This window comes from Marinobacter sp. SS13-12 (genome assembly GCF_030227115.1).
In the GTDB taxonomy this organism is placed as follows: Bacteria; Pseudomonadota; Gammaproteobacteria; order Pseudomonadales; family Oleiphilaceae; genus Marinobacter.
The window spans coordinates 810,150-837,010 of sequence record NZ_JASSUA010000001.1 but is presented as its reverse complement, the minus strand read 5'-3'; the positions used below and the strand labels follow the sequence as shown (position 1 = coordinate 837,010).

General features: G+C 58.1%; 29 protein-coding genes. 14 read left to right on the top strand and 15 right to left on the bottom strand.

The genetic code is table 11. The features are described 5' to 3' along the window. The first annotated feature begins 118 nt into the window (after nt 1-118). Complete coding sequence (locus tag QPL94_RS03825) at nt 119-406, top strand: hypothetical protein (RefSeq protein WP_285355628.1); 288 nt, start codon at nt 119-121, stop codon at nt 404-406. Here QPL94_RS03825 and QPL94_RS03820 read toward each other — a convergent pair whose 3' ends face one another. The 8 genes from QPL94_RS03820 to ftsY all read right to left on the bottom strand — a co-directional run bounded on the left by QPL94_RS03820 (nt 407) and on the right by ftsY (nt 8,563). Beyond that, entirely contained in the window at nt 407-1,882 is a 1,476-nt protein-coding gene (locus QPL94_RS03820) for a sensor histidine kinase (protein WP_285355626.1), read from the bottom strand. Further along, nucleotides 1,869-2,549, bottom strand: a complete 681-nt coding sequence (locus QPL94_RS03815) for a winged helix-turn-helix domain-containing protein (RefSeq protein ID WP_137436320.1) — start codon at nt 2,547-2,549, stop codon at nt 1,869-1,871. The genes QPL94_RS03820 and QPL94_RS03815 overlap by 14 nt, the downstream gene beginning before the upstream one ends. A gap of 104 nt (nt 2,550-2,653) precedes the next feature. Further along, entirely contained in the window at nt 2,654-3,433 is a 780-nt protein-coding gene (gene hyi / locus QPL94_RS03810; protein WP_285355623.1) for a hydroxypyruvate isomerase, read from the bottom strand. A 3-nt stretch (nt 3,434-3,436) separates the two neighbouring features. Beyond that, nucleotides 3,437-4,351 (bottom strand): NAD(P)-dependent oxidoreductase, encoded by a 915-nt coding sequence (locus QPL94_RS03805; protein ID WP_285355621.1) that lies wholly within the window; start codon nt 4,349-4,351, stop codon nt 3,437-3,439. Nucleotides 4,352-4,599: 248 nt separating this feature from the next. Next, the gene (gene rpoH / locus QPL94_RS03800; RefSeq protein WP_285355620.1) at nt 4,600-5,469 is read right to left on the bottom strand and encodes an RNA polymerase sigma factor RpoH; all 870 of its coding nucleotides are present in this window, start codon (nt 5,467-5,469) and stop codon (nt 4,600-4,602) included. A gap of 194 nt (nt 5,470-5,663) precedes the next feature. Next, complete coding sequence (gene ftsX, locus QPL94_RS03795) at nt 5,664-6,662, bottom strand: permease-like cell division protein FtsX (RefSeq protein WP_285355618.1); 999 nt, start codon at nt 6,660-6,662, stop codon at nt 5,664-5,666. Continuing rightward, complete coding sequence (gene ftsE, locus QPL94_RS03790) at nt 6,655-7,338, bottom strand: cell division ATP-binding protein FtsE (RefSeq protein WP_285355617.1); 684 nt, start codon at nt 7,336-7,338, stop codon at nt 6,655-6,657. The genes ftsX and ftsE overlap by 8 nt, the downstream gene beginning before the upstream one ends. 25 nt (nt 7,339-7,363) lie before the next feature. Next, nucleotides 7,364-8,563 (bottom strand): signal recognition particle-docking protein FtsY, encoded by a 1,200-nt coding sequence (ftsY, locus tag QPL94_RS03785; protein WP_285355615.1) that lies wholly within the window; start codon nt 8,561-8,563, stop codon nt 7,364-7,366. A 167-nt stretch (nt 8,564-8,730) separates the two neighbouring features. Here ftsY and rsmD point away from each other — a divergent pair, with 167 nt between their 5' ends. Further along, entirely contained in the window at nt 8,731-9,330 is a 600-nt protein-coding gene (gene rsmD / locus QPL94_RS03780; protein WP_285355613.1) for a 16S rRNA (guanine(966)-N(2))-methyltransferase RsmD, read from the top strand. Nucleotides 9,331-9,477: 147 nt separating this feature from the next. Here the strand turns inward: rsmD and QPL94_RS03775 are convergent, their stop codons facing one another. After that, on the bottom strand, nt 9,478-10,656 hold the full coding sequence (locus QPL94_RS03775) for a DesA family fatty acid desaturase (protein WP_285355611.1): 1,179 nt from the start codon (nt 10,654-10,656) through the stop codon (nt 9,478-9,480). 207 nt (nt 10,657-10,863) lie between these two features. Here QPL94_RS03775 and mutM point away from each other — a divergent pair, with 207 nt between their 5' ends. The 7 genes from mutM to QPL94_RS03740 all read left to right on the top strand — a co-directional run bounded on the left by mutM (nt 10,864) and on the right by QPL94_RS03740 (nt 16,527). Continuing rightward, on the top strand, nt 10,864-11,688 hold the full coding sequence (mutM, locus tag QPL94_RS03770; protein WP_285355610.1) for a bifunctional DNA-formamidopyrimidine glycosylase/DNA-(apurinic or apyrimidinic site) lyase: 825 nt from the start codon (nt 10,864-10,866) through the stop codon (nt 11,686-11,688). Between the two features lie 128 nt (nt 11,689-11,816). Beyond that, on the top strand, nt 11,817-12,149 hold the full coding sequence (locus QPL94_RS03765) for a hypothetical protein (protein WP_285355609.1): 333 nt from the start codon (nt 11,817-11,819) through the stop codon (nt 12,147-12,149). 77 nt (nt 12,150-12,226) lie between these two features. Beyond that, nucleotides 12,227-12,916 (top strand): GMP/IMP nucleotidase, encoded by a 690-nt coding sequence (yrfG, locus tag QPL94_RS03760; RefSeq protein WP_285355608.1) that lies wholly within the window; start codon nt 12,227-12,229, stop codon nt 12,914-12,916. A 41-nt stretch (nt 12,917-12,957) separates the two neighbouring features. Beyond that, the gene (gene hslR / locus QPL94_RS03755; RefSeq protein ID WP_285355607.1) at nt 12,958-13,365 is read left to right on the top strand and encodes a ribosome-associated heat shock protein Hsp15; all 408 of its coding nucleotides are present in this window, start codon (nt 12,958-12,960) and stop codon (nt 13,363-13,365) included. 53 nt (nt 13,366-13,418) lie between these two features. Then, nucleotides 13,419-14,273: an Hsp33 family molecular chaperone HslO gene (hslO, locus tag QPL94_RS03750; protein WP_285355605.1), complete on the top strand. Its 855-nt coding sequence runs from the start codon at nt 13,419-13,421 to the stop codon at nt 14,271-14,273. A gap of 175 nt (nt 14,274-14,448) precedes the next feature. Further along, nucleotides 14,449-15,981 carry a phosphoenolpyruvate carboxykinase gene (locus QPL94_RS03745; RefSeq protein ID WP_285355603.1) on the top strand — a complete coding sequence of 511 codons (1,533 nt, stop codon included), beginning with the start codon at nt 14,449-14,451 and terminating at the stop codon, nt 15,979-15,981. A 147-nt stretch (nt 15,982-16,128) separates the two neighbouring features. Further along, nucleotides 16,129-16,527: a GFA family protein gene (locus QPL94_RS03740; protein ID WP_285355602.1), complete on the top strand. Its 399-nt coding sequence runs from the start codon at nt 16,129-16,131 to the stop codon at nt 16,525-16,527. A 74-nt stretch (nt 16,528-16,601) separates the two neighbouring features. Here the strand turns inward: QPL94_RS03740 and QPL94_RS03735 are convergent, their stop codons facing one another. Further along, complete coding sequence (locus QPL94_RS03735; protein ID WP_285355601.1) at nt 16,602-18,542, bottom strand: winged helix-turn-helix domain-containing protein; 1,941 nt, start codon at nt 18,540-18,542, stop codon at nt 16,602-16,604. Between the two features lie 197 nt (nt 18,543-18,739). Here QPL94_RS03735 and QPL94_RS03730 point away from each other — a divergent pair, with 197 nt between their 5' ends. Together QPL94_RS03730 and QPL94_RS03725 are read left to right on the top strand one after the other, a co-directional pair. Continuing rightward, the gene (locus tag QPL94_RS03730) at nt 18,740-19,348 is read left to right on the top strand and encodes a DUF1326 domain-containing protein (RefSeq protein ID WP_285355600.1); all 609 of its coding nucleotides are present in this window, start codon (nt 18,740-18,742) and stop codon (nt 19,346-19,348) included. A gap of 10 nt (nt 19,349-19,358) precedes the next feature. Continuing rightward, on the top strand, nt 19,359-20,147 hold the full coding sequence (locus tag QPL94_RS03725) for a DUF2182 domain-containing protein (protein ID WP_285355599.1): 789 nt from the start codon (nt 19,359-19,361) through the stop codon (nt 20,145-20,147). A gap of 152 nt (nt 20,148-20,299) precedes the next feature. Here QPL94_RS03725 and QPL94_RS03720 read toward each other — a convergent pair whose 3' ends face one another. The 3 genes from QPL94_RS03720 to QPL94_RS03710 form a co-directional block, all read right to left on the bottom strand. Then, a complete protein-coding gene (locus tag QPL94_RS03720) occupies nt 20,300-21,031 on the bottom strand; it encodes a PEP-CTERM sorting domain-containing protein (RefSeq protein ID WP_285355598.1) in 732 nt (243 codons plus the stop codon). A 231-nt stretch (nt 21,032-21,262) separates the two neighbouring features. Beyond that, complete coding sequence (locus QPL94_RS03715) at nt 21,263-22,546, bottom strand: MHYT domain-containing protein (RefSeq protein WP_285355597.1); 1,284 nt, start codon at nt 22,544-22,546, stop codon at nt 21,263-21,265. 207 nt (nt 22,547-22,753) lie between these two features. Continuing rightward, nucleotides 22,754-22,930 (bottom strand): DUF2897 family protein, encoded by a 177-nt coding sequence (locus QPL94_RS03710; protein ID WP_285355596.1) that lies wholly within the window; start codon nt 22,928-22,930, stop codon nt 22,754-22,756. 84 nt (nt 22,931-23,014) lie between these two features. On the opposite strand from QPL94_RS03710, the gene QPL94_RS03705 reads away from it, so the two are divergent. After that, nucleotides 23,015-23,683, top strand: coding sequence for a DNA-3-methyladenine glycosylase I (locus QPL94_RS03705; protein ID WP_285355595.1), 669 nt, complete (start codon nt 23,015-23,017; stop codon nt 23,681-23,683). A 2-nt stretch (nt 23,684-23,685) separates the two neighbouring features. Here QPL94_RS03705 and QPL94_RS03700 read toward each other — a convergent pair whose 3' ends face one another. After that, nucleotides 23,686-24,435, bottom strand: a complete 750-nt coding sequence (locus tag QPL94_RS03700) for a DnaJ domain-containing protein (RefSeq protein ID WP_285355594.1) — start codon at nt 24,433-24,435, stop codon at nt 23,686-23,688. 8 nt (nt 24,436-24,443) lie between these two features. Next, on the bottom strand, nt 24,444-25,145 hold the full coding sequence (locus tag QPL94_RS03695; RefSeq protein ID WP_285355593.1) for a VWA domain-containing protein: 702 nt from the start codon (nt 25,143-25,145) through the stop codon (nt 24,444-24,446). A 236-nt stretch (nt 25,146-25,381) separates the two neighbouring features. Between QPL94_RS03695 and QPL94_RS03690 the strand changes: the two genes are divergently transcribed. Both QPL94_RS03690 and nfsA read left to right on the top strand, forming a co-directional pair. Beyond that, a complete protein-coding gene (locus tag QPL94_RS03690) occupies nt 25,382-25,999 on the top strand; it encodes a PEP-CTERM sorting domain-containing protein (protein WP_285355592.1) in 618 nt (205 codons plus the stop codon). Between the two features lie 121 nt (nt 26,000-26,120). Next, entirely contained in the window at nt 26,121-26,858 is a 738-nt protein-coding gene (gene nfsA / locus QPL94_RS03685; RefSeq protein ID WP_285355591.1) for an oxygen-insensitive NADPH nitroreductase, read from the top strand. The last annotated feature ends 3 nt before the right edge of the window (nt 26,859-26,861 follow it).

Sequence of the window (26,861 nt, the reverse complement as noted above, 5' to 3'; positions counted from 1 at the left end):
CAGAGCAGGGATTAGGTTGTTCACTCTAGAGAGCGGCGTTAGTGTCTTACTCAAATAACCGTATTACTAACTTGAAGCTTTCATCGACCGACACTTTTCGAGCAAACGGGGCACCAACATGAACACGCAAAAACTCATCAACACGGCGCTGAACGGTCTGGACAGCATCGGCTACCGGCTGGACCAATACGGCATTACCGGCAAACTGAACCGCCACAACCTGGCCGCTTTCATCATGCTGGAACAGAAACATCTGGAAGGTGAATGGGACAGCATTCAGGCGAAGTTTGATCGCCGCCGTTCACAGTTCGATGGCCTGCTGACCGCCATCGAAACCCGTACCGATCCGCTGATCAAGCCTCTGATCAGCCGTGTAAACCAATTCCGTGGTGTTGCCGGCCACTGATCAGGCACCTTTGAGCTCGCTCGGAGACGCTTGCTCTCCGGTTTCCGGGGCCGTAAGCGTCTGGGTGTCCTTGAGGCGTTTCCGGTTCGGGGAGTACGCCGGCATACGAACGGTCACCATCAGCCCCGGGTACTCGTCCCCGGGATGGTGATCGCTCAGGGAAATGGTTCCCTGGTGTATCTCGGCCACGGCACTGACAAGACTGAGCCCAAGACCATTACCCGGCAATGACCGGCTCTTGCCAACCCGGTAGAAACGTTGGAACACCTGGTCTTTCTCTTCGTCGGGGATGCCGATACCGCTATCCCCCACCTCGAAAATCGCATCGTTCCCTTCCTTGCGAACATTGACACGGATCTTGCCTTGTTCGGGGGTGTACTTGATGGCGTTGTCGATCAGGTTGCTGACCATCTGGAACAACAGATCCCGATCCCCCTCGACCACCACCTGGTCTTCCAGCGACTGCTCGAAATCCTGCTCCTTGTCTTCCGCCAGCGCCTCGTACAGTTCGCAGGCATCGCTGACCAGCTCCCCCAGAGAGACCTGCTTCATATCCGCAGCATTGCCACGGGTTTCCAGGCGCGCGATCCGTAGCAGGGCATTGAAGGTAGCCAGCAACTGATCCGCCTCCGCCACGGCTTTGCCCGCCTGGTCTCGAGCTTCGTCGTTGTCCACGGACATCAGGGTATTCTCCAGCTGGTTGCGCAGCCGGGTCAGCGGGGTTCTCAGGTCATGGGCAATACTGTCGGAAACATGCCGGATACCTTCCATCAGGTACACAATCCGGTCCAGCATCTGGTTGAGATTTTCCGCCAGCTGGTCGAAATCGTCATCGGTACCCCGGGTGGGTATGCGAAGGGAAAGATGCCCGTTCATGATTCGTCGGGAGGTATTATTGATCACCTCGATACGCCGGGTGGTACTCCGGCTCATCAGAAAACCGCCAAGCAGGGCCAGGGCGAGCGTAATCCCCATGCCCCAGTTGATGGCGGTTTCTATCACCCGCTTGAGATTGGTAAGCTCCTCCACATCTCGACCGACCAGCAAGCGTAGGCCACCCTGCACCTCGAATATCCGGGCACGGGCGAGGCGCTCTGGCCCCGTCCAGCCTACGGATTCGTCCAGCGTGAAATTGATCCAGCCACTTTCCGAGCGTGAACCCTTGGGCCAGGTTTCGATATTGCCGGCAAGCTTGAGGAAATCGTCGGTAGTAAGCAGGTAAATGGACTTGGCGTTAGGGTCGCGAGCGACACGCTCGCGGATAATGGATATCAGGCCATTGATACCGCTGCCGCGGTATTGCTCAGCGAGGCCGGCAATCTCGGCCTCGATGGTTTCATCAGTCTGGGCAGTCATGAACCCTGCTGTGCGCCAGTAGATAAACGCCAACAACAAAAAAACCGAGGTGGCGAACACCACCATATACAGCAGTGCTAACTGGAACGATGAGGTTCTGAGCTGGCTAAGCAGTTTCACGCAACATGTACCCTGCACCCCGGATGGTCTGCAGCAGTGGGGTATCGAATTCCTTGTCGATTTTTGCCCTCAGGCGGCTGATATGCACATCAATGACGTTGGTCTGGGGATCAAAATGATAATCCCAGACCTTTTCAAGCAGCATGGTTCGGGTGACCACCTGCCCTGCATTGCGCATCAGGTATTCCAGCAGACGGAATTCCCGGGGCTGAACGTCGATATTGTGCCCTGCCCGCTTGACCGTTCTGGCCAGCAGGTCCATTTCCAGATCCGCCACCTTCAATACCGTCTCGGTTTCAGCGGACTGGCGATTGCGGCGAACCAGGGATTCAATCCGGGCCAGCAACTCGGTAAAGGAGAAGGGCTTGGTCAGGTAGTCGTCGCCGCCACCACGCAGGCCTTCCACCCGATCATCCACGTCGCCCAGGGCGCTGAGAATCAGCACAGGCACCTGGTTTCCGGTGGCTCGCACCGTTTTGATAATCGACAGGCCGTCCATACCCGGAAGCATGCGGTCAACAATCATGATGTCGTAATCTTCGCTGGCGGCCATCATCATTCCGTCCTTGCCATCCGCCGCATGATCCACGACAAAATCAGACTCTTTCAGCCCTTTAACAAGGTAGTTTGCCACGTCCTGATCGTCTTCAATTACCAGTGCTTTCACCGGTTATCCTCCTGAATAGCGGATTACATTAACAGCTAGGGTACGAAGAACATCGGTTGCCGGCCAGTTACGATCTTGTAAGAGGGTGTCGCTATTGGCGACGGTCACGCTCCCAGCCGAAACCAGCCCAGACTATCCACCGTGGCGCCACTGGGGCGATATTCCGCACTCACCCAGCCACCATACCCCAAGCGATCAAGGGCTGCGAAAACATTCCAAAAGTTAATCTCCCCGGTACCGGGCTCGTGGCGGCCGGGATTATCGGCAAACTGGACGTGGCCAATCCAGGGCAAGAGACACTCCACGGTGCGGATCAGATCCCCCTCCATGATCTGCATGTGGTAAATGTCGTACTGCAGCTTCACATTGCCAGCATCAACCGCCTCGATTACCTGCATCACCCGGGCGGAGGTATCCAGGAAAAAGCCCGGTATATCCACCCGCGAGTTGATGGCTTCCAGGCACAGGGTGATACCTTCATCTTCAAGCCTCCCGGCAGCATAGTTCACGTTGTCCACAAGCGTTTGCCAGGCCAGCGACTCCTCCAGCGTATCCGGCCGGATACCGGCCAGGCAATTGATCTGCCTGCAGTTCAGCGCCCGGGCGTAGCGAATGGCCTGATCCACCCCCGCCCTGAACTCCTGCACCCGGTCCGGCAGGCAGGCAATACCGCGTTCACCGGCGCTCCAGTTGCCGGGAGGCAGGTTGAACAGCACCTGAGTCAGCCCGTTTTCCTCAAGCGCCCGCTTCAGATTCTCTTCCGGCCAGTCGTAGGGAAACAGATACTCGACACCGCAAAACCCCGCCTCCCGCGCCAGCCGGAAACGATCCATAAAATCCGCTTCGGTATACAGCATGGAGAGGTTCGCAGCGAATACAGGCATGGTTTATCCCTTACGTTTGATGGCGGGCGAGGAACCCAACAGGGCGCCATTGAGATGCTCCAGCTCCAGCAACAGGCCACTGTGGTCCACGTCACTATGCCCATTGGCGACCAGGCTCTGATATTCATTATGCACCTGCTGCGCCAGCGGCAGCGTCAACCCCTCGGAACGGGCTTCATCGAGAATCATGCGCAGATCCTTGAGCTGAATCCGCGCCGGGGCACCGGGAGAAAAATCCCGGTCAATCATGCGTTGACCGTGCAGTTCCAGAATCCGGCTGCCCGCAAAACCACCCATCAGCGCCTCCCGCACAGCGGCCGGGTCCGCACCGCCCTTCGCAGCCAGTAATAACGCCTCCGAAACCGCACCGATGGTAATCCCTACAATCGCCTGATTAGCCAGCTTCGCCAGTTGCCCGGCCCCCACCGGACCAATAGGCGTGCACTTCCCCAGCGCTTCAAAAACCGGCCGCACCCGCTCGATATCCGCCTCAGAGCCCCCGGCCATAATACTTAGCCTCGCCTGCTCAGCACCGACGGTTCCACCCGATACGGGCGCATCCACATACCCGGCGCCCTGTTCCCGGGCCAGTTCCGCATGGCGTCGGGCCAATGACGGCTGCACCGAACTCATATCAATATACACCGCCCCGGCCTTGAGCGCCGCGATACCGCGTTGGGCCACCATCACGTCATCCACCACATCGCCATTCTCCAGCATGGTGATCACGATGTCGGCGTCTCGAACAGCGTCTTCTGGTGAATCGGCAATGGTGGCCTCAGTGGCAAAAGGCTCGCATTTGCTCGCGGTCCGGTTCCACAACGTCATTGGATAACCCGCGCTCAGAAGATTCCGAACCATGGGCGTGCCCATTAAGCCAATACCCAAAAAGGCGATATGCAACTGTCTCGTAGTCATGACTATTCAGTCCCTAATTCATATGCCGGAAGAAGTGAGTGGGCAGGCCCTTCCAAAACCGTGCGGAGCCATGGATGGCGGAGCTCGAGCCGCACAGGGACGTCTTGAGGCGCGTTTTGGAAGTGCCTGCCCACTTACTTCCGCCTGAAAGGTTGAGTTAACTCACAAAGTCCGATTATACAAACAAAAACGCCACCAACCCGGCAAAGGGTGGTGGCGTTCTGACCAAGCCCGGTATTCTTTCGGGCTTAAGCGGCGACTTCTTCCGTCGTCATCTGGGTACGGATCTTCTTCATGGCATTCTTCTCCAACTGACGAATACGCTCAGCGGAAACACCATACCGATCAGCCAGCTCATGCAACGTGGACTTGCTGTCAGACAACCAACGTTCACGCAGGATATCCTGGCTGCGTTCGTCCAACAGCTCCAGCGCCGCCATCAGGCGACCGTTGGAGTCATCCGTCCAGTCCGACTGCTCAAGCTGAGTAGCCGGATTGCTGCGATGATCTTCCAGGTAATATTGCGGTGCCTGATAGGCATTGTCGTCGTCATCGTCCTGGGGCCCGTCGAATGCCGTATCGTGGGAAGCCAGGCGGCCCTCCATTTCGCGGACCACTTTGGGCTCAACACCCAGATCACTGGCCACCGCATTGACCTCATCGTGACTCAACCACGCCAGACGCTTCTTCTGGCTGCGCAGATTAAAGAACAGCTTGCGCTGGGCCTTGGTGGTTGCCACTTTGACGATGCGCCAGTTACGCAGAATAAATTCGTGAATCTCGGCCTTGATCCAGTGCACCGCAAAGGACACCAGGCGCACGCCATATTCCGGATTGAAGCGTTTGACGGCTTTCATCAGGCCCACGTTGCCTTCCTGGATCAGGTCGGACTGGGACAGGCCATAACCGGCATAACTGCGCGCAATATGGATGACGAAGCGCAGATGCGAAAGAACCAGCTCACGGGCAGCCTCAACATCACCTTCGTAATGCAGCCGCTCTGAGAGCTTGCGCTCTTCCTCGACAGAAAGTACCGGAATACGGCTGGCCGCCTGGATATAGGCTTCCAGATTAGCGCCGGGAACCAGTCTGTCGATCACCTGTAAATTCGTACCCATATCGTATCCTCCGAACCAAGCGGTCAATAAATATACCAACTGAAGCTTTGACCGCCAAGTACTCTGAAAGTTCCTTTAATTCCCACTAAAACGTTTTAAATCAACAAGCTGGGAATCTGCCAAATTCTGTTGTATGTATTCAAGCTACTCCGGAAACAGCTGAGTTTTCAATACGGTATTTCCGAGACCGAAGATCACCCGCCCGCAATTTCACCGGGTTCGATATCATCAAGATGACGTTTGACGGCCACCCAGGCACCCAACCAGCCTAACAGCATGGCGGCAATTATCAACGCCAGCGCGCCGTCGAAGGTCAGGCCATTAAGGGAAAATTCGCTGCGGTACAGCCCCGCCAGGCGCTCAATCGGCCCGCTCAGCCACCAGAGCGATAGCTGCAACAGTACCCAAGCCACTATACCACCGCCAAGGCCAAACCAGGCACCGGTGTAGAGAAACGGCCGGCGCACGAAGGCATCGGTGCCCCCTACCAGCTTTGCCACCAGAATCTCATCACGACGGTTTTCAATGGAGAGGCGCACCGTATTGCCAATGACAAGCACTACAGCGGCCGCCAGCAACAGGGCCAGCGCCCACACCGCCCGGCCCAGAAGATCGGTCATGGCGTTCAGGCGCTGCAACCAGCCAAGATCCACCTGCACACGCTCCACACCATCAATCCCTTCAATAACGGTCAGCAGCATTTCCACACCGTCGGCGGTACGGGAACTTTCACTGGGCGTAACCAGCAGGGTATGGGGCAGCGGGTTCTCGTCCAGGTAGTCCAGGGCATCCTCAAGGCCGGAAGAGGCGCGGAATTCACTCAGCGCCGTGTCCCGGTCGATCAGCTCCACTTCAGCCACGCGGCTGTCATCCGCCACTTCAGCTTTCAGGGCCCGGGCCTCTTCGATAGAAACCGAATCGTTCAGGTAGGCGGTCACCCGTGCCGAGCTTTCCCAGCCGGCACTGACACCTTCGAGGCTGGCAAGCAACAGCATCAGCGCCACCGGCAACGCCAGGGCCACACCCATCACCGTCCAGGTCATCATGCTGGCAATCGGCGAATGCCACAGCCTTTGGGCGCTGTCCCGGGCGACTTTGCGATGATGGTTGAGATAGCTCTCCGCCTGCTCGCGCCAGGGAGAACGGGCACTTTTCGCGCCCCGGCTCTGTTGCCTGCGGGGATCGTTAGCCATGCCGACCTCCCCCTGCCCCAACGCCGGACACCAGCCTGCCCTGCTCCAGCGTGAGCGTGCGGCGTCCGAGATCATTGATCAGAGCAATATCGTGGGTGGCAATCAGTACCGTGACCCCTACCTGGCTGAACTCCGCAAACAGCCGCATGATGTCGGCAGACAGTTCCGGGTCCAGGTTACCCGTGGGCTCATCCGCCAGCAGCACCGGCGGCTTGTTCACCACTGCCCGGGCAATGCCTACCCGCTGCTGCTCACCGCCGGAAAGCTGCAACGGGTTCATCTTTTCCTTGCTCAGCAGACCGACCTTGTCCAGCGCAGCCCGAACGCGCCTGCCAATATCACGGGCCGGCGTGCCCATCACTTCCAGGGGCATGGCGACGTTATCGAACACGGTGCGGTCAAACAGTAGCTGGTGATTCTGGAAGACCACCCCGATGTGGCGGCGGATATAGGGCACCTGGCGGCGCGGCAGCGTATTGAGCACCTGGCCACCCACAATCACTTCACCGGCACTGGGGCGTTCCATCACCATGATCAGCTTGAGCAGGGTACTTTTACCGGCACCGGAGTGACCGGTGAGAAACGCCAGCTCCCCACGCTGCAAACCGAAATTGACCTGACGCAGCGCAGTATGGTCGCTGTCGTAGCGCTTGGTGACCTGGCGGAACTCGATCATCGAGGGTTACTTCTCTGGGGTGTAATTAAGCGTTCTCATCAAACAGCGCATCCACAAAGGTGCGGGCATCGAAGCTGCGCAGGTCGTCCACCTGCTCACCCACACCAATGTAGCGGATGGGCAACTGCAACTGCCGGGCGATGGCGAACACAATACCACCCTTGGCAGTGCCGTCCAGTTTGGTCAGGGTAATACCGCTGACACCCACCGCCTGCTGGAAAACCTGGGCCTGGCTAAGGGCGTTCTGGCCGGTACCGGCGTCCAGCACCAGCATGACTTCGTGGGGTGCGGTGTCGTCCAGCTTCTTGATCACCCGCACGACCTTTTCCAGCTCGCTCATCAGATTGTCTTTGTTCTGCAGCCGGCCAGCGGTATCGGCAATCACCACATCCACACCGCGGGACTGGGCCGACTGGACCGCATCGAAGATGACGGAAGCGCTGTCGGCACCGGTATGCTGTGCCACCACCGGTACATTGTTGCGGTCGCCCCATACCTGCAACTGCTCAACCGCAGCCGCCCGGAACGTATCCCCCGCCGCCAGCATTACCGACTTGCCATCGCGCTGGAACAGTTTGGTGAGCTTGCCGATGGTGGTGGTTTTGCCCACACCATTCACACCCACCATCAGGATCACGTAGGGCTTTTTGGCCGTGTCGATTTCCAGGGGTCTGGTGACATCCGCCAGCAGACCGTAGAGCTCATCGCGCAGAGCCTTGCGCAGTGCCTCACCATCCTTGAGCTGGTTACGCTCAAGCTTGTCGGTCAGCGACTCGATGATTTCCGAGGTAGCGGTAACGCCCACATCTGCCATCAGCAGCGTGGTTTCAATTTCCTCCAGCAGGTCCTCATCCACCTTCTTGCCGACCGAGAACAGGTCGGCAAGGCCGCCGGTCAGGTTGGCCCGGGTTTTACCCAGCCCCTGGCGGATGCGCTCAAAAACGCTGACCTGCGGGGCTTCGGGTTCCGGTTCAGGCGCTGCCGGAATCTCCACAGGTGGTTCTTCAACAACAGCAGCCTCTTCGGGTGCTTCGGCAGCCGGTACACTATCAGCCTCTGCTTTTTCCTCCGCCCCTGCCTTGGGGGTGGCACCTTCCGGGGCTTCCGGTTTTTTCTGGGGCACCGGCTTCGGCCGGGGCACGCGCCGACGGTTGGCGGCCACATCCAGAACAAACACAAGGACAAGAAGGGCCAGAAGGCCGATATCAATCCACTCTGCCGTCATAGTCATACCATTGGTTGTCGATTCGCGGGATAGAAGAACGCCGGTATTCTAGCAGACTGCTTGCCCTAAGTGATGGCCGCAGGTGACTCGCCCGATAAACCTTCGTAACATGGCGCCACCTGCACTTAAAGGCGCACCACATCAGCGATCAAAAGGCCTTGTCGAGAATGGCACGCAACCAGAAATCCCGACCAACCAGCGGCGGCGAACTCCGCATCATCGGCGGCGACTGGCGCAGCCGCAAACTACGCTTCCCCGAAGCCGGCGGCGTGCGCCCAACACCCGCACGCACCCGCGAAACCCTGTTCAACTGGCTGTCGTTTCATCTTGCCGGCAGCCGCTGCCTGGACCTCTTCTCCGGCTCCGGCGCCCTCGGCCTGGAAGCCCTCTCCCGAGGCGCCGGCACAACCGTCTTCGTCGACCACACCCCGGAACTGGCCCAGGCCCTGCGCAGCAACCTGCGACTATTGAAATCGGAAAAGGGCGAAGTGACCTGCCAGAACGTCGACACCTACCTGGCCCAGCCACCGCCCGAACCCTTCGACATCCTGTTCATGGACCCGCCTTTCAGACAGGGCTGGCTGGAAAAACTGTTCCCGATGATCGCGGACAATGACTGGGTAAAACCGGGAGGCTGGATCTACGCAGAGCACGAAAGCGAGATGCCGACACCCACAGCACCCGCCAACTGGACCCTGCACCGACAAAAAACAGCAGGCCAGGTGACCTATTGTTTGTTCAGAGTGGAAGGATCAGAAACTACCTGACTAACCGCAGCGGATATCCCACTACGGTCAAATCGGTCTGTGGGTGGGGGAGCCTTTTCTGCCGGGAAAAGGTGTCTGAGCAAAGCGAGTTCTTTTCCCAGAAGAAAAGGCTCCCCCACCCAGAGACCAGCCCCCGGAACAGAAAGGCTACGGAGAGGGCCGCAAAGAATAAGCCCGCAAATGCGCCGCAAAGTCCTCAAGGTAGCGAATACCGCTGGCCTCCGCCTCCCGGCACCACTGCATCAAAGCCTGAAGCTTCTCCTGCGGCTTCAGCCCACGGCGACGCCACAACTCCTGCAATTCATTGCTCTTCTCATAGATCTGACGCAGCGTCGCATTGCGCTCCAGCACAGTGTCCAGGTGCTCCTTCTCCTTCGGCTTAATCAACGTCACCTCACGGGACAGCAAGCGCTTCAGACTGCGGTAACGGGGACGAATTTCCTCATCCATCAGCGCCTTCTGCTGGCGCAACACCGGCTCCATCACCCGCTTACGGTACTGGCGCATAATGTCAAACCGGCTGTTGGTAATCGCCTGCACGGTTTCCACATCCACTTCCTGCTTACCGGGAACATAATGTGCAATCGGCCTGAAGCCCTTGGGTTTTGCCAGCCCGAAGAACTGGAACAGGCGAATGTAGCCCCAACCAATATCCACTTCATACCAGCGACGCGACAGCTTGGACGAATTGGGATAGGTATGGTGATTGTTGTGCAGCTCTTCGCCACCAATCAGGATGCCCCACGGCGAAATATTGCGGGCGTTGTCCGCACATTCAAAATTGCGATACCCCATGAAGTGGCCGATGCCGTTGACCACACCTGCGGCCCACACCGGAATCCACATCATCTGCACCGCCCAGATCCAGATACCGTGAACACCAAACAGCAACAGGTCGATAACGGCCATCAACTGGATGCCCAGCATGCGGTAGCGGCTGTACACCCTGTTCTCCACCCAGTCTTCCGGAGTGCGCTGGCCGTATCGTTCGAGAGTTTCCGGAGTGCCGGCCTCGTCGTACAACTCAGCCCCTTCAAACAGCACCTTGCGAATACCCAGAACCACAGGGCTGTGAGGATCTTCCTCGGTTTCGCACTTGGCGTGGTGCTTTCGGTGGATCGCAGTCCACTGTTTGGTGTTCTGCGCTGTGGTCAGCCATAACCAGAAACGGAAGAAATGCGCCAGCACCGGATGCAGATCCAGTGAGTTATGGGCAGAATGGCGATGCAGGTAAAGCGTCACGCTGATAATGGTGATGTGGGTAAGCCCCAGCGTAACCAGAATCAGCTGCATCACCGAAAGGTCCAGGAGACCGTTGTACCACATAGGAGTTTCCTCGTTCGAAATCATGAGGTTGCAAAGTGCATGACAGGGATAGACAAAAAGCCTGCAGCCTGGCGGATCCGGCACCGCCCAACAACCGTATTCAGCCACTCTAGCGTACAGTTGTTAGCCGAAACAACCGTATTTGGCTTTCAATTTGTTACTGATCACTCATGTCCGTTCCCGCTTATACGATTGGAGTAAATAGCCTTGCCAGAACTACCGGAAGTGGAAACCACCCGCCGAGGCATCGCGCCGCATTGTGAAGACCGGACCATCACTCGCGTCACCGTGCGTGATGGACGCCTGCGCTGGCCGGTACCGGGCAATCTGGCGGAATTGCTGGAAGGCGCCGTGATCCACACCGTGGACCGCCGGGCAAAATACCTGCTTATTCGTGTAAGCTCGGCCACCGTAGCGGGCACGCTCATTGTGCACCTGGGCATGTCTGGCAGCCTGCGGGTGATCACCGACCAGAGCGAGCCTCTGCTACATGACCATATTGAACTGGAGCTGGACAACGGCATTCGCCTGCGTTTTAACGATCCACGCCGGTTCGGCTGCTGGCTGTGGTCGGAAACCCCGGACCAGCACCCGCTGATTGCCAGCCTGGGACCGGAACCCCTGGCGCCGGAATTCAATGGCCGCCTGCTCTATCACCTGTCACGTGGCAAGAAAACACCGGTCAAGTCCTTCATTATGGATAACCACGTGGTGGTGGGTGTTGGCAACATCTACGCCAACGAAGCCCTGTTCAAGGCCGGCATCCACCCCCGCCGAGCCGCCGGCCGTATCAGCCTGGACCGTTACAACCGACTGGTGGAAGCCATCCGCGAGACCCTCAGCGCCGCCATCCTGATGGGCGGAACCACCCTGAGGGACTTCGTGAACAGCGACGGAAAGCCCGGCTATTTCGCCCAGTCGCTTCTGGTATACGGCCGCACCGGCGAGCCCTGCAAGGAATGCGGGCACACGCTGAAGGAAATCCGGATGAGCCAGCGCTCGACGGTTTATTGCAGCATATGCCAGCGATAGACCGCTGTCAGACAACTATTGAAACAGAAAAATCGTTTGAAAATACGCAAATATGATTCATAGTTAACAGAGTATCCATAATTGTCAGCTACAATAAGCTGTAGATTTATCGCCAGGAGTAACAAGAAATGACCGGTAAGATCTCCCACATCGTTATTACAGCCGTAGCGGTTTGCCTGCTGGCGTTTTCCTCTGTCGGCCATGCCCAGGCTATTGATGAAGAGCCCTCCGCACTGGCAATGACCGGCGATGCCCTGTTTGTTCGTCCGGCCCTGTTTGCCACCACCATTATCGGAAGCGCCGTTTACCTGGTGTCCCTGCCTTTCTCCGCACTCGGCGGCAATGCCGCTGAAGCCGGTGAAGTGCTGGTTGTCGGCCCGGCCAAGGCTACCTTTGTTCGCTGCCTCGGCTGCACCCGGACCGGCAAAAAGCCCGAGACCGTTGAGCAGGGCGCCAACTGATCCGTAGAATCCCGCCTTGCCAATTTAGGCATTATTCGGCAGCCTGAAGACTAATCAACTTCAGGCTGTTTTTGTTTATGGTGAACTGGCACTCCCTCGATACCGTGTTCCTGGATATGGACGGAACGCTGCTCGACCTGCATTTCGACAACCACTTCTGGCTCGAACACCTGCCCAGGCGTTATGCCGAGTACAACAACCTCAGCCCTGAAGAAGCCCGCGATACCGTCATCCCCATGATCATGGCCGAACGTGGCTCCCTGAACTGGTACTGCACCGACTACTGGAGTGAACGCCTGAACCTGGATATCACCGGACTCAAGGCCGAGGTGGGCGAGCGCATCGGCTATCGGCCCCATGTCACGGATTTTCTTGATGCGGTGAAAAGCACCGGCCTGCGTTCGGTGATCGTTACCAACTGCCATCCGGACCCACTCAGCCTGAAACTGCAGCGCACTGGTCTGGACAGTCGGGTGGACAACATCATTTCCAGCCACCAACTGGGAAAACCCAAGGAAGACCCAGCCTTCTGGCATGACCTTGCCCGACTTGAACCCTACCGGCTCACCACCACCCTGATGGTCGACGACAGCTTCCCGGTACTGGAAAGCGCCCGAACTGCCGGCATCGCCCAGTGTCTGGCCATCCTGGCACCGGACAGCAAACAGGCCGCCCGGGACAAACACCCGGACATCCCCTCGATCCATCACTTTGATGAAATCCTGCCGGCCCTGCGTCAGCGCCAACCCCTGCCATCAGGCCAGTGAGCCAGCTATACTATGGCTATACGCTCATCAGGTGAGGAGACATGACGGCAACCACCACTGACGACACCCGCGTAAGACTCGACAAATGGCTGTGGGCGGCACGCTTCTACAAAACCCGCAACCTCGCCAAGCAGGCCATCGAGGGGGGCAAGGTTCACTACAACAGCCAGCGAACCAAACCCGGCAAACTGGTGGAACCCGGCGCCAAGGTCACCCTGCGGCAGGGATGGCAGGAGCGCATCATTGTCGTGGACGACATCAGTGAACGTCGCCGGGGGGCTCCGGAGGCACAACAGCTCTACCACGAAACGGAAGACAGCGTGAAACGCAGGGAAGAGCTCTCGTGGCAGCGCAAAACCATGCAGGCGGCGCAGTTGCCACCGGCTCGACGGCCCTCCAAAAAAGACCGCCGGGACATCCAGCGCTTCCGGGAACAGAACGGGCTCTAGTTTCCCACCTCACAGATTACCGATTCCGACTTTAACGCTCAGGAGAAAAAACCATGGCATCCCGGGACCAGTTCCAGCGATTTATTTTTGAAGACAGCCAGGTCCGGGGAGCCTGGGTGAATCTCAGCGACAGCTACAGCGAAATCGGCAACCAGGCGCCCTACCCTGCGTCTGTACGGCGCATTCTCGGGGAATCCCTGGCCGCCAGCGTACTGATGAGCAGCACCCTCAAGTTTGAAGGCACCCTCTCCTTGCAGGCCCAGGGCAAAGGGCCGCTGCGTACCCTGATGGCTGAATGCAGCCACGACCACTTTATTCGCGGGCTGGCCCGTTACGACGAACACGCCGTCACCGAGGAATCCCTGGACGCACTGCTCGGCGAAGGAAGTATGGCCATCACCATCTCGCCAGACAAAGGGCAGCGTTACCAGGGTGTGGTGCCGCGGGAAGAAGAAAACCTGGCCGGCTGCCTGGAAGAATACTTCGAGCGCTCGGAACAGATTCCCACCAGCTTCTTCCTGTTTGCCGACGAAACCTGCAGCGCCGGCCTGATGTTGCAGAAAATGCCCGGCGACACCGCACAGGATTCCGACCTGTGGGACCGCCTGAACCACCTGGCCAGCACCGTGGAAGCCGAAGAACTGTTGGGACTGGACAGCGAAACCTTACTCCACCGACTGTTCCACGAAGAAACTGTGCGCCTGTTCGATGCTGAACCTGTCGCCTTTCGCTGCAGTTGTTCACGGGAACGCACCCTGGGCGCACTGGAGGCCATCGGCCAGGAAGAGTGCTACAGTATTCTGGAGGAACAGGGCTCCATCGAGATGGATTGCCAATTCTGTCACGCTCACTATCGCTTCGATAGAAATGATATTGATCACCTTTTCACCGATCATACGTTACACTGAACACCCGGCTGATCGGCCCGAAAGCCAGTCACAGTGCGGCTTCCGGGGCAGTCGTTTTTTACCGGCGTCTCTGGCATAATAGCGCGCCTGAATTGACCCGATTGCTCAGATTTCCGTCAATTTTCAGGGGGGACGGCCTGAGCAATTACGATCACATCCCGAGGGCGAGGTCGAAGTGAGTAACACTTATAATGATCTGTGTGCAGCACGACTGGTCGAGCTGGCACTGGAAAGACGTGAAGGCCAGCTGGCCGCAAACGGTTCACTGGTGGTAAAAACCGGCGAACGCACCGGCCGGTCCCCGATGGACCGGTACATCGTGGAGGAGCCAAGCACCTCTGACGACATCCACTGGGGCCCCATCAACCGCCCGTTCGACGCGGAAAAATTTGATGCCCTCTGGGATCGCGTTGAAGCCAACATTGCCGAGAAAGACAGCTTTGTAAGCCACGTACACGTCGGCTCTGACCCGGAACACTACCTGCCGGTGCGCATGACCACCGAAACTGCCTGGCAGAACCTGTTTGGCCAGAACCTGTTCATCCGTCCTGACAATTTCAACCCGGCGGACAAGCAGGAATGGCAGATACTCAACGTTGCCAACTTCGAATGTGTGCCCGAGCGTGACGGCACCAATAGCAACGGCTGCGTCATCATTAACTTTGCCAAGCGCAAGGTACTGCTGGCGGGCATGCACTACGCTGGCGAGATGAAAAAGGCCATGTTCTCGGTGCAGAACTTCCTGCTGCCGGAAAAAGACGTGCTGCCCATGCACTGCTCCGCCAACGTGGGCGAAGACGGCGAAACCTGCCTGTTCTTCGGCCTCTCCGGCACCGGAAAAACCACCCTCTCCGCCGACCCCGAGCGCTTCCTGATCGGTGACGACGAGCACGGCTGGGGCCCAGGCACCGTCTTCAACATCGAAGGTGGCTGCTACGCCAAGTGTATCGACCTGAGCCGGAAGAACGAACCCATTATCTGGGACGCTATCCGCTTTGGTGCCCTGGTTGAAAACGTCACCATCGACCCGGAGACCCGCGAGCCGGACTACACCGACGTCTCCCTCACCGAGAACTCCCGCTGCGCTTACCCGCTGGAGCACGTTGAGAAGCGCGTGGTTGAAAATCGCGCCGGCGAGCCGTCACACATTGTTTTCCTGACCTGCGACATGACCGGCGTACTGCCGCCCGTGTCCGTCCTCAGCAAAGAAGCTGCGGCCTACCACTTCCTCAGTGGCTACACCGCATTGGTGGGCTCTACGGAAATGGGCTCCTCTTCCAAACTGAAAGCCACCTTCTCCACCTGCTTCGGCGCACCGTTCTTCCCGCGCCCCGCCGGCGTATACGCCGAGCTGCTGATGAAGCGCATGGACGAGTTTGGCAGCAAGGTCTTCCTGGTCAACACCGGCTGGACCGGCGGCCCCCACGGCGTGGGTGAGCGCTTCAGCATCCCCACCACCCGTGGCATCATCGCCGCCATCCAGAATGGCGACCTGGACGATGCCGAAACCGAGCACCTGCCGACCCTGAACCTGGAGGTACCGGTAGACGTACCTGGCGTAGACAACAACCTGCTGAACCCCCGCAACACCTGGGCCAGCAAAGAAGACTACGACGCCAAGGCCGCCGAACTGATTGGCCAGTTTGTTGAAAACTTCAAGAAGTTTGATGTTTCCGACGCCATTGTGGAGGCCGGGCCGAAATCATAAGCCCGCCTTTACTGAGAAAAGCGCCCTGCTCTTTGAGTACGGCGCTTTTTTTGTGCCTTTTCGCATGGATAAACTCGATAAACAGTGGATAAATGGTCGTCGACTCATATACAAATATTATATGTTTAGGCATTCAGAGGGTGGGAAATGAAAGGAAGTTGCCTTTGTGGTGGTCTCGGGTATGAGGTGGATCGGCTAGATACGCCCATTCAGCACTGCTCTTGCAGAACATGCCGGAAAGCGCATTCGGCGGCCTTCAATACCGGAGCAGGGGTACTCCGTGAACACTTTCGCTGGACCAGGGGCGAGGATATGCTCAAGAGCTATGAGTCTTCACCTGGCAAGCTGCGTTACTTCTGCTCGAACTGTGGCTCCCAACTTGTTGCAATGAAACAGGGGAATCCTCGCGTGGTTTTGCGGGTGGCGACTTTAGACGAAGACCCCATCAGCAGGCCCGAGCGCCAGATCTGGAGTTCACACGAAGTTCCGTGGCTGGAATATGGCTCTCACATCGTGGCATATTCCGAATGGGAGCCGGGACACTGAGCAATCAGGTAATCAGGCGCATCAGTTCGCACCCTCCGGGCGCCGGAGCTGGAACGAACCCGCTCGTGGACGCCCTACCGGTGTGATCGAAAGCGATAGCCCACTCCAGTAACGGTTTCTATGCGCCGGGCATAGTGGCCCAATTTTCGGCGCAGGCTACGCACTACTGTGTCCACCACATTGCTGCCGCCATAGTAGCGGGTGTCCCAGACATGGCGGAGCAGATCGGTGCGGGAGACTGCCTCGCTTTCATGGTCACTCAGGTACTTGATTACCCCGAACTCCAGAGGCGTCAGGGAAAGCCGCTCGCCGTCCACCACCAGCTCCCGGGCCTGGGTGTCCAGCAGTGATTCGCCTTCTATACCCAGTTCCCCTGCTGCCAGTTCCGCCAGCCAGCCATCCACCGAACCCGGCCCAAAATCCAGCACCGCGCTATGGTAGCTGTCGCCGTCCAGCTTTTGCTCTCGATCTTCCAACACCTCGAATCCCAGACGCGTGGCCACGGGGGCATAGGCCGCCAGGTCCTGAACGGTGAGATAGACCCGCCGAAGCTGCGGGCGCAGTTCCATATAGGTGCGTTTCAGGTCCAGCCAAAGAGCCGCCTGCACCGAGGAGGGAGCCTCGCCCTTTTCGACGCTCAGCCAGCGCCGACAGAACAGTGCCCGTTGATTCTCCGGTAGCGGGTGGGCTTCCAGGTGCTGGCACCACTGGTCGGTAACGGAATCGTCCCGAAGCCAGCCAGGCTCCACACGGTCGCTGACGAATTTGCAGCACAGACCCAGAACCTGCCCCTCCCGGCCGCGCGCAACGGCAAAGGTATCCGGCCGCCGTCGCCACCAACGCTGTAGGTATGCCGCCGCCTCGGGGCCCTCCCAGCGTTGGATAATGTCTACAATGGCCTCACCGTCGTCGCTGGTTGCCGGTTCCACTGCCAGGCTCTGGGTACCGCTGGGGAAAAAGGCCTCACGCACCACCGGGTTTTCAATCAGGTAGAGCCGGTCAGCAGTATAGCGCCACAGTTCGCCCCGGCCGGTGCCTCGGGTTTCCTCCACCAGTTGTTGCCAGGCGGCTTTTTGGTATCCGAGAAACGCGCAGGGGTCCCTAGCCCGCAGGGAGCGCGCCATGGCCTCGCGCACCGCGTCGTGAATCAGCAGCCCATCGTCGGCCGGTTCCACGAAGGGCAGCGCCCGCAGGCGGTCATAGGCATCGCGCGGGGCCAGATCCGGCAACAGTGCCCGGAGCAGGGACACGGTTACCCGCCGCACCACAGAGCAGGCCTCCAGGGCGCGGCGGGTGGCGGGGTCGCGCACATCGGCCAGAAACATCTCGGTGAGCGCCTCCAGGGCCTGCTGCAAACTCAGCTCTTCAAACGCCAGATCGGGTCGCTCGGCATAGGCCGAGGCCGCGAGCTGCAGAGCCAGCGGGTGGCCATGGGTGGCATGGACAACGCGGGCGGCGGACTTGGCGGGCACGCCGGCCCGGGTTAAAAGCCGGGCAGCTTCAGCGTCTTCCAGGGCCCCCAGTGACAGGGCGCGAACAGGACGGCCGGGGGCCGTTCGCCAGGCCGCCAGGGGGCTCTCCCGCCCCAGGCACAGTAGACGAACATTGTCGGGCAACGCAGGTACCAGCGTCTGGCGCAACCAGGTATCCATCAACCGATACACCTCGTAGGTATCGAGCACCAGAATTACCCGGGCGCCCAGTTCGCCAAGGCGCAGGCAGGCTTGTTCAACATCGCCAATCCTGCGACCCACGGCCTCCCCCAGCTCCCGGAGGAAGCCCTCGGTGGTGGGTTCCATGGTGCGGCAATCGAGCCGTACGATGGTGGCGCCCTCCGCCCTCGCCCGATTGGCAAACACGGCCAGCAGGCGGCTCTTGCCAATACCGGCAATGCCGTAGACATGAGTGACCCCGGGTCCATCGGGCTCGAGCAGCGTGCCCAGGGCCTTGAGTTCTTCGCCCCGCCCGACAAAATCCTGCTCCACGGGATGCAACCGATCGGTTTGTCGCTGCATAAACCACCCCCTGTGAATAATCCCATGTTACCGCGCTGGCGGCAGGATTCCACGCAGAGAGCAAATCCTCATCATATTCTCACGCCCCTATCACTCCCGGTGCCTCCGACCGACCTATAGTGAATCATGCCATGGGGCAATTGAGCCCCGAACCAACGAGGTGTTTCAAGTAACCCCAATAACCGAGGAGCAAAACCATGAATACAAACAACTGGAAACTGAATGGCCATTACCTCGAAAGCTGTACCTGCAAGGAAGTCTGCCCCTGTCTGCATCTGGGCAACCCTACCGAAGGCGACTGCACCGGCCTGGTGGCCTGGCACATCGATAAGGGCGTGTATGAGGATACGTCTCTGGACGGCCTTAATGTTGTGGTGGCTCTGCAAACGCCCGGCGCCATGGCGGACGGCAACTGGAAGGTGGTGCTTTACCTGGATGAAGCGGGTAGCGAGCCCCAGCGGGAAGCCCTGGCAAAAATATTCGGTGGTGAGGCCGGGGGCCATCCGGCCGTGTTGACCTCGTTTATTTCTGAGGTGCTGGGTGTGGAGCATGTCCCGATTCACTATGAAACCACCGAGGGCGAAGTGCGTTTGAGCGTGGGGAAGACCGCCAGTGCGGTGGTTCATGCCAATGAGGGCCAGGAAGGCAAACCGGTGACGCTGCACAACCATCCGTTTGCGGTTGCGCCCGGGTTTCCCGCGACCCTGGCGACTTCTGAGTCACTGCGGCATCAGGCATACGGCCTTGAGCTGGACACCGCCCGGCGCAGTGCGGCCTATTCGGAATTCAGCTACACAGGCCCGTGAGGATATGGCCATGATTCAGACAAGCGCCCAGGCGTACCGGCGGGATCGTCGCGTAGTGGTTGCGGGCATTATCCTGATCAGTCTGTTGAGCTGGATCTATTTGGTTGCCCTCGCCACTCCCGACCAGGCCGCCCACTCGCCAGAGCATACGGTGATGCAACCAGCTATGACCGCCTGGGACGGCGGTCTGCTGGTGCTCAACATGGTCATGTGGGGCGTAATGATGATCGCCATGATGTCGCCCACCGCTACGCCCATGGTCCTGAGCTTCACCCGTCTTCAACACCAGCGCGAGGCCAGGCCAAAAGCCGTTCGGTTGACAACCTGGTTTATCACGGGATATCTGGTGGCCTGGTTCGCCTTCGGCCTGACGGCGGCCCTCGCCCAATGGGTCCTTTACAGTAGGGAATTGATGACTTCAGCCATGGGCAGCACCACGCCGCTGTTAGCAGGCGGACTCCTGGTGGCGGCGGGCCTGTTTCAGTGGAGCGGTCTGAAGAACGCGTGCCTGACCAAATGTCGGTCGCCGCTCAACTTCCTGCTCAACGAATGGCGCCCGGGCAGCCGGGGCGCCCTGATCATGGGCTTGCGCCACGGACTGTACTGTGTGGGCTGTTGTTGGGTCTTGATGTTGCTGATGTTTGTGGGCGGGGTGATGAACCTGACCTGGATGGCAGCTATCGCAATCTACGTGCTGTTGGAAAAGGTCCTTCCGCCCATTCGTGTCTTGGGTTCATTCATCGGTATCTTGTTGGTGTTGGCCGGCGCTGTGACTCTGGGCGTGACCCTGGCCCGGTAGGTGGTTGCCCCCGTTGGCAAACGTTCTGGCGCCTGTTTACCGGTTGGTTTTCAGGCACCGCCATAAGGTGTTGAGGGCACACTCTGGGAGAAGTGCCCGTCAACCCGGCAGGGAACGGCCTCGGCTTCACTTTATAGGCGCGCAAGGCGCGATCAGCGGCGCCTGTGACGGGCGACAAGGCCCGCAAGCCCGAGCATGAATAAAGAAAGCGTCGCGGGTTCGGGCACAGCTACCGGCTGATTGTCGTGACGGATGACTGAAAAGCTGTCGACTGAAAAAGTCATGAAAAAGGACTCATCGGCGTCACTCGAGGAGGTCGAAATTTCTCCCCTGATATCGCTGAAAGCGGAGAGATTGTCGGCACTTCCCGCAAGCGAAATGTCATCCAGGAGGGTGCCAGAGTGGTCATTAAAGAACATCTGAAAGTTTCGTGGCGCGACACTGGTACCGCTGAAGTTGGTGTTAACATCCCGGCTCCAGAAACCAAAGCGATCCATTCCATCCGGATCAATACCAAGCGTATGGTCGTTGAGCACCTGGTAATAGATTTGAGTGTCAGAAGGGTCTGAACCGAAGGTCACATCGTTATTGATGGTAGCGGAGTAGCTGCCAATTGATGCGTCGTGCAGGTAGTGCCCGATGGTGTCACCATCTCCGGAGTAATTGGCGCCAAAAGACATCGACGGAACGAATGCAGCGTTTGTGTCGAAGGAAAACTGACCGGAAATAGTATCCCCGTTAGCAATTCTCGATGCGATGGAGGCAGGTTCATAATCTGGATTGCCGCCGAGCGTGCCTGTCCACTGAACGGTTATCGGGGCGGCTGAAACGCCGGTGGCTGCGCTTACCAGCAGGACAGTCGAGAACAACTGACGAAACGACATACAAAGTCCTTTTTATGGAGACAAGAGGATATTATTTGTCATTCATCATAAACATCTGGATTGTAATTAAATGTAACCGGTTCACAGTTGAGTAGATCTGGAGTGCCAGGTCAGCAATTGCGCGATAAAAAGCTGAGGGTCGCCGTATTCGGCCGGGTATACCGGGACTATCAGTCCCGGGTTCATCGGTAGATCCGGGTTGGTTGTCTTCCGCCACAGGGCAAACCTCCGTTATGCCTCAGGCAGCGCAGAGCGTGGCCCGAAGTGATCCAGTGAGTCGGCCTGCTCTGACACACTGGAATTCCCCAGCGTAGAAAGTTCTGCCGTTTTCATCGCCTTCCGCAACAACATCCGGCTGTTGCGGCCTGAATTCGGGAAAACGCTATGGCCGGTCCGCCAGGTCAACGCCACGCCACCGTCTTCCGTTTGAGTCGGCAGGTTGCGAAGGCGCTGGTACATACCTTTATGCTTTCGGTGCCCCGGATCGTTCACAATCACCACAAATGAACTGGATGAATAGCGGGCAAGATAGACGCCCTGGTCGATTGCAGCCGTAATTGCGCTGGCAAGTGTCGCCATGGCATCTTCAGCCTGCTTTGCAGGTATCTCCCGGTGGTTGGCAACGTCCAGGTAAAGCACGGCAAATGTATTGTCATCGGATTCACTTCCGGCCAACTCTCCGACCAGATGGTTCGCCAGACTGGCTCGGTTTGGCAGCCCGGTGGCCGCATCATAAAGTGCCTTGCGCTCGACACGCTCCGATTCCGCCTGAGCCAGCAATTCTGCGTTCCGACGATGCTTTACATCGTTGCCCGAAATAACCAGAGCCACAAAGATGAGCGCACCGCTAACCAGGGCAAGTGGTGCACCCAACCAATCACCCGACAAAAGATTGTCTGCGGCGGGCATGGCGTTGTCGGGATAGATCATCGCGGCCATGCCGGTGTAGTGCATGCCACAAATCGCCACACCCATGATCAGGGCAGCACCGAACTGGAAGGCCATTCCTTTCAGCCCATCAACCGACTGCAAACACCGACAGATAAGCAGCGCGACGGCAGAGGCCACAAGCGCGATGGCCAATGAGGCGGTGAAAAGCACGGGATCGTAGCTCATGCCGGGCTCCATTTGCAGCGCAGCCATGCCGACATAGTGCATAGAGACAATTCCGCCTGCCATGAAGAGGCTGCCGATCGCGAACTGCACATTTCCAATACGTTCCTTGCCAATGATGTACAAGGCAAGCCCTGATGCACCCACTGCGGCGAGCCAGGAGACGACGGTTATGGTGAGGTCGTAGCTTGTTTCCACAGGCATTACGTAAGCCTGCATACCAACGAAATGCATGACCCAGACCCCTGTGCCCATGGACAGGGCACCGAGTGTCAGCCAGAGCCTGGCCTTACCCCCTTCGAGATTCGCCAGTTGAGCACCAAAATACAATGCGCTATAGGATGCGAGGACCGCCACCACAAAGGATGCAACGACCAGCGTGTAATCATAATATCCTGTCATTTTGAGACCCGTTTACTTGAATAAGACCTGTCCGCAAGGCGTTTTCGCCAGGCAAAGTCAAAGCGGACCGAGAAATTTCAAGTACGGGCAAACGAGCCATGTTGGCTTGGGAAAAATGTGTTATTTTGTAACACGCACATTGAGGCTACACATGTTATCTGGAAGAACATGACAGCTGGAGAGGAAATTACGGGCGGGTTGAAGGGGTCACCACTGCTCTCTGTCCTCCGCGCTTTCCTCAGCTTCGATTTCTGCTTTCCGCGCCTGTATTTTCTTCATTTTTTCCTTTGAAATCGGCATCTTGCCGCTGTCACGCAGCATGAACAGTCCGCCAAGCACCAAGGCAATGGCACCCAGAAGAAAGACCCATCCTATAGTTGGCATTCGCATGACTCCCTGACCGGATTGGTTTCCTTTATAGTGGACCACACACCTTCAAACCTACAACCAGATTTCGGATATTACTCCATGTCCTTTGCCAGAATTTACAGCCAGGCAGCCGCCCGCAAGGGAGGAGACGCCGAATTGCGGGCACTGCTACCCTGGGTCGCCGGGCCTGACGAGCTGGAAGCCCGGAGCGACGACCGCTACCTGTCGGAGGTTACCCGCTGTGTGTTCAAGGCCGGATTCGTGTGGCGGGTCATCGAGAATAAATGGCCGGGTTTCGAGGCTGCGTTCAAGGGCTTCGTACCGCTCTACTGGCAGCAGGTACCTCCAGAAGTGCTGGAGGACCTGGCGCAGGACGAGCGCATTGTGCGCAACATGCAGAAAATCCGAACCGTACCGGATAACGCCAGGATGATTGTGGATGGCGGCCGTGAGCACGGCAGCTTCGGGGCTTTCCTCAGCCACTGGCCCTCGGATGATCAGGTTGGCCTGCTGATGTGGCTCAAACGCAACGGCGCCCGGCTGGGTGGCAATACCGCCCAGTATTTCCTGCGCCGGGTTGGCTGGGATGGCTTTATTTTGTCCTCGGATGTGGTCGCCGGGCTGCACCGTGAAGAACGGCTGGACGCGACGCCGGGCAGCAAAAAAGCCCTGGTGCAGGCCCAACAGGCGTTCAATGACTGGCACTGGGAAACTGGCCTGCCCTACAGTCATTTATCGCGGATTCTGTCCTGTTCGGTGGGGGACTGACTTTATTCGCCGAGCAGGAGCTCCTTCGCCTCGTTGATGCGGGCGGCAAAATAGTTACTGCCGCCACGGTCCGGGTGCATCTTCTGCATCATGCGGCGGTGCGCCTGGATGATGTCGTTGCGAGAGGCATCAGGCTCCACCCCCAGGATATCCCGGGCTTCACTTTCAGACAGTGAGCCGCCACGGTACCTTTCTTCGCTTTCCCCGCGTTCGCTGTCATCACCATTGTGGGGGTCATCTGCACGCCAGGAGTCACCAAAGCGGCGGTCCAGGTAAGTTTCCAGCAGCCGGGCGGAATCGTCATCATGCTGCCTGCAGTACTGCAGTAGTTCGATAAACTCGCCTTCGCCCAGATCCGCCAGCGCCCGACCTGCCATGGGGCCTTTCAGTATCTCGCCGGTCATGTCTCCGGAGTCGTGATCCAGTGTCATGTTGAGGATGTCACTGGCAACGTTAGACTGGTTGCCCGTTTGGGCTTCGGCACCCTCCGTGCCACCGGCTCCGCCTCCGAAGCCCCCGGGTCTGCTGCCGCCCAGCAAACCTGGCAGGAAACGGCGCAGCAGCGGAAACAGGAAGCCCAGCAGGGCAAACAGGAAGTGCAAGCGGCCCGTCAGCGCCATAACAACCACCATCAGGATGCCGGAAAACAACACCAGTTTGATAATGGCAGGTTTACGCTGGCTGGCCGGTTGGCTGCGCAGCCAGAACCATGCAACAACCGCCAGAATAATAACCAGAAACGTTAATGGCACAATGAGCGCTACCTGAGCTGTTGAGTCAACCGCTTCACTTCCGGGGAGCTACGGCTGGAATAATCCTGCAATGCCTTGGCGCCCCCGGATGCATAGACCGCAACGGCCGCCATAAGATCCCTCAGTACCTGGGGGCTGTTGCGATCAAACGGTGCATAGGCGCCGCCCGAGAGTTTGCTTACCTGCTGGAAAACCGCTCTGGCATGGGCATCACTGCCCTCATGGAACATGAAAACCGGGGTTCTGAGCATGCCCAACTCGCCGGCGGTATGGCAGAGCTCGTCGACTGGCTCTTCGCAACAATCGCCGATAAACACCACAGCCTTGACCGGTTGTGTCCGGGTTTCCTTGACGGCATGTGCCAGAACCCGGCTGATCTGGGTTCGCCCGCCCAGGCAGGACACACCGTTCATCAGCTTCAGCAATTGACTGGTCTGGGTGACAAATGCCGTGGATCTGAATTCGCGAAAGCCCCGATAGTAGCAAAGCTGTATTGCCAAACCGCCGAGATCACGGGTTGCCAGGAACAACTCGCTTTGCAGGTCACAGGCCTGATCCCAGGTCGCTTCGCGGCTGGCGGTAGCGTCCAGGGCAAAAATCAGCCGGCCCTGCCCGCCTGCTTGTTGCGGTGTCTTGCGAACCTGGTGAATAAACTGGTCTATCGACTGTTTATCCGAGCGGGTACTGACAGGTTTGTCATTCTTTGGCATAGGTTATGAAACCCTGAAATACGGTACCTTTAATAGTGGACCGGCGGCTTCGCTCCTACAACCACTCACACGGAGATTCACGCGCTCTTCGTATGTCAGAATAATTTACATATAACCTATCGCCTTAGATGCCATATTTCTTCAACTATCTGATTTTAATTTTTATTTCCAACCATGGCCCGCAATCTGCACCTTTTTGACACAAAGCCAAATCTAAAGATGTAAGGAACAACAATATGATGACCATCAATCGCCTCGCCGCTCTGGGTATTCTTGGCGCCAGCCTTGCAGTTGTCACCCCCGCAAGCGCGAATCTGATCGAAAACGGAAGTTTCGAAGACCCTAACGTTTCCACTGGCACCTGGGAATTCTTCAACGCAGATGATGTGGATGGCTGGAACGGCAGCAACATTGAAATCTGGGAGAGCGGTTTCAATGGTGTAAATGCCTACGAAGGCAGCCAGTTTGCCGAACTGAACGCCCACCCGGACATGGACGGCCCATTTGGCATTTACCAGGAAATTAACACCGTTGTCGGGCAGAACTACAACCTGAGTTTTGCCTACCGCGCCCGCCAGAGCAATTCCGAAAGTTTTATGCTGTCGCTGATTTCCGACAGCATCAGCACCGACTGGACGCTGACGGATCACGTGACGGGAGAGTGGAGCTTGTTCAACGGCATGTTTGAGGCCACCTCTACAACAACGACCGTCAAGTTCACCTCTGTAAGCCCTGACGGTACCATCGGCAACTTCCTCGACGACGTTAAAGTGACCGCCAAGGTCCCTGAACCTGGCACACTGGCCCTGATGGGGCTTGGACTGCTGGGCCTGAGCTTCCGTCGCCGCCAGTAATCACTCCCTGGAACCTGTACAGGTTTGAAGGAGCCTCGCGATGCATTTCGCGAGGCTTTTTTGCTAAAAGCGCGGGTCAATGGCAGGATAATCGCTTCCTCAGAATGTACCGGAAGGCGCGATGAACCCGACCATTGAACTGCTCAAATCACACCGCTCGATCCGCAAATTCCAGGATCGGAAGATTCCCCGCGAGCTGTTCGAAGAGCTGATCCGTGCCGGCCAGAGCGCTGCCACGTCCAGTCATGTGCAGGCCTATTCCATCATCCACGTAGTCAACCCACAAAATCGGGAGACCCTGGCGGAGTTGAGTGGAGGCCAGCGCTATGTAGCGGAATGCTCGGATTTCCTGGTGTTCTGCGCGGACATGAAGCGCGCCACAGATGCCGCCGAGCGGGCTGGTGCCGAGGTGGTTCGTGGGATGACCGAACAGTTGCTGGTGGCCAGTATCGATGCCGCTCTGGTCGCCCAGAACGTCGCTACGGCGGCAGAGTCCGCAGGGCTGGGCCTTTGTTACATCGGTGGCATCCGCAACAATCCCGCCAAAGTGAGCGAATTGCTGCGTCTGCCGGACCATGTCTACCCGGTGTTCGGCATGTGCCTGGGGTATCCGGACCAGAACCCGGAAGTCAAACCGCGCCTGCCGCTGGCCTCGATCCTCAAGGAGGACTATTACCAGGACGAGCAAGACGCGGAACTGGTGGCGGAGTTCGACGCCACCATGCATACCTATTACCAGGCCCGTAGCGGAGGCAACAAGGACACCAACTGGTCGGAGCAGCTCAAGCCGCTATTCACCTCCAAACTGCGTCCCCACATGCGGGACTTCCTGCGTGGCAAGGGTTTCGAGATGAAATAGCAG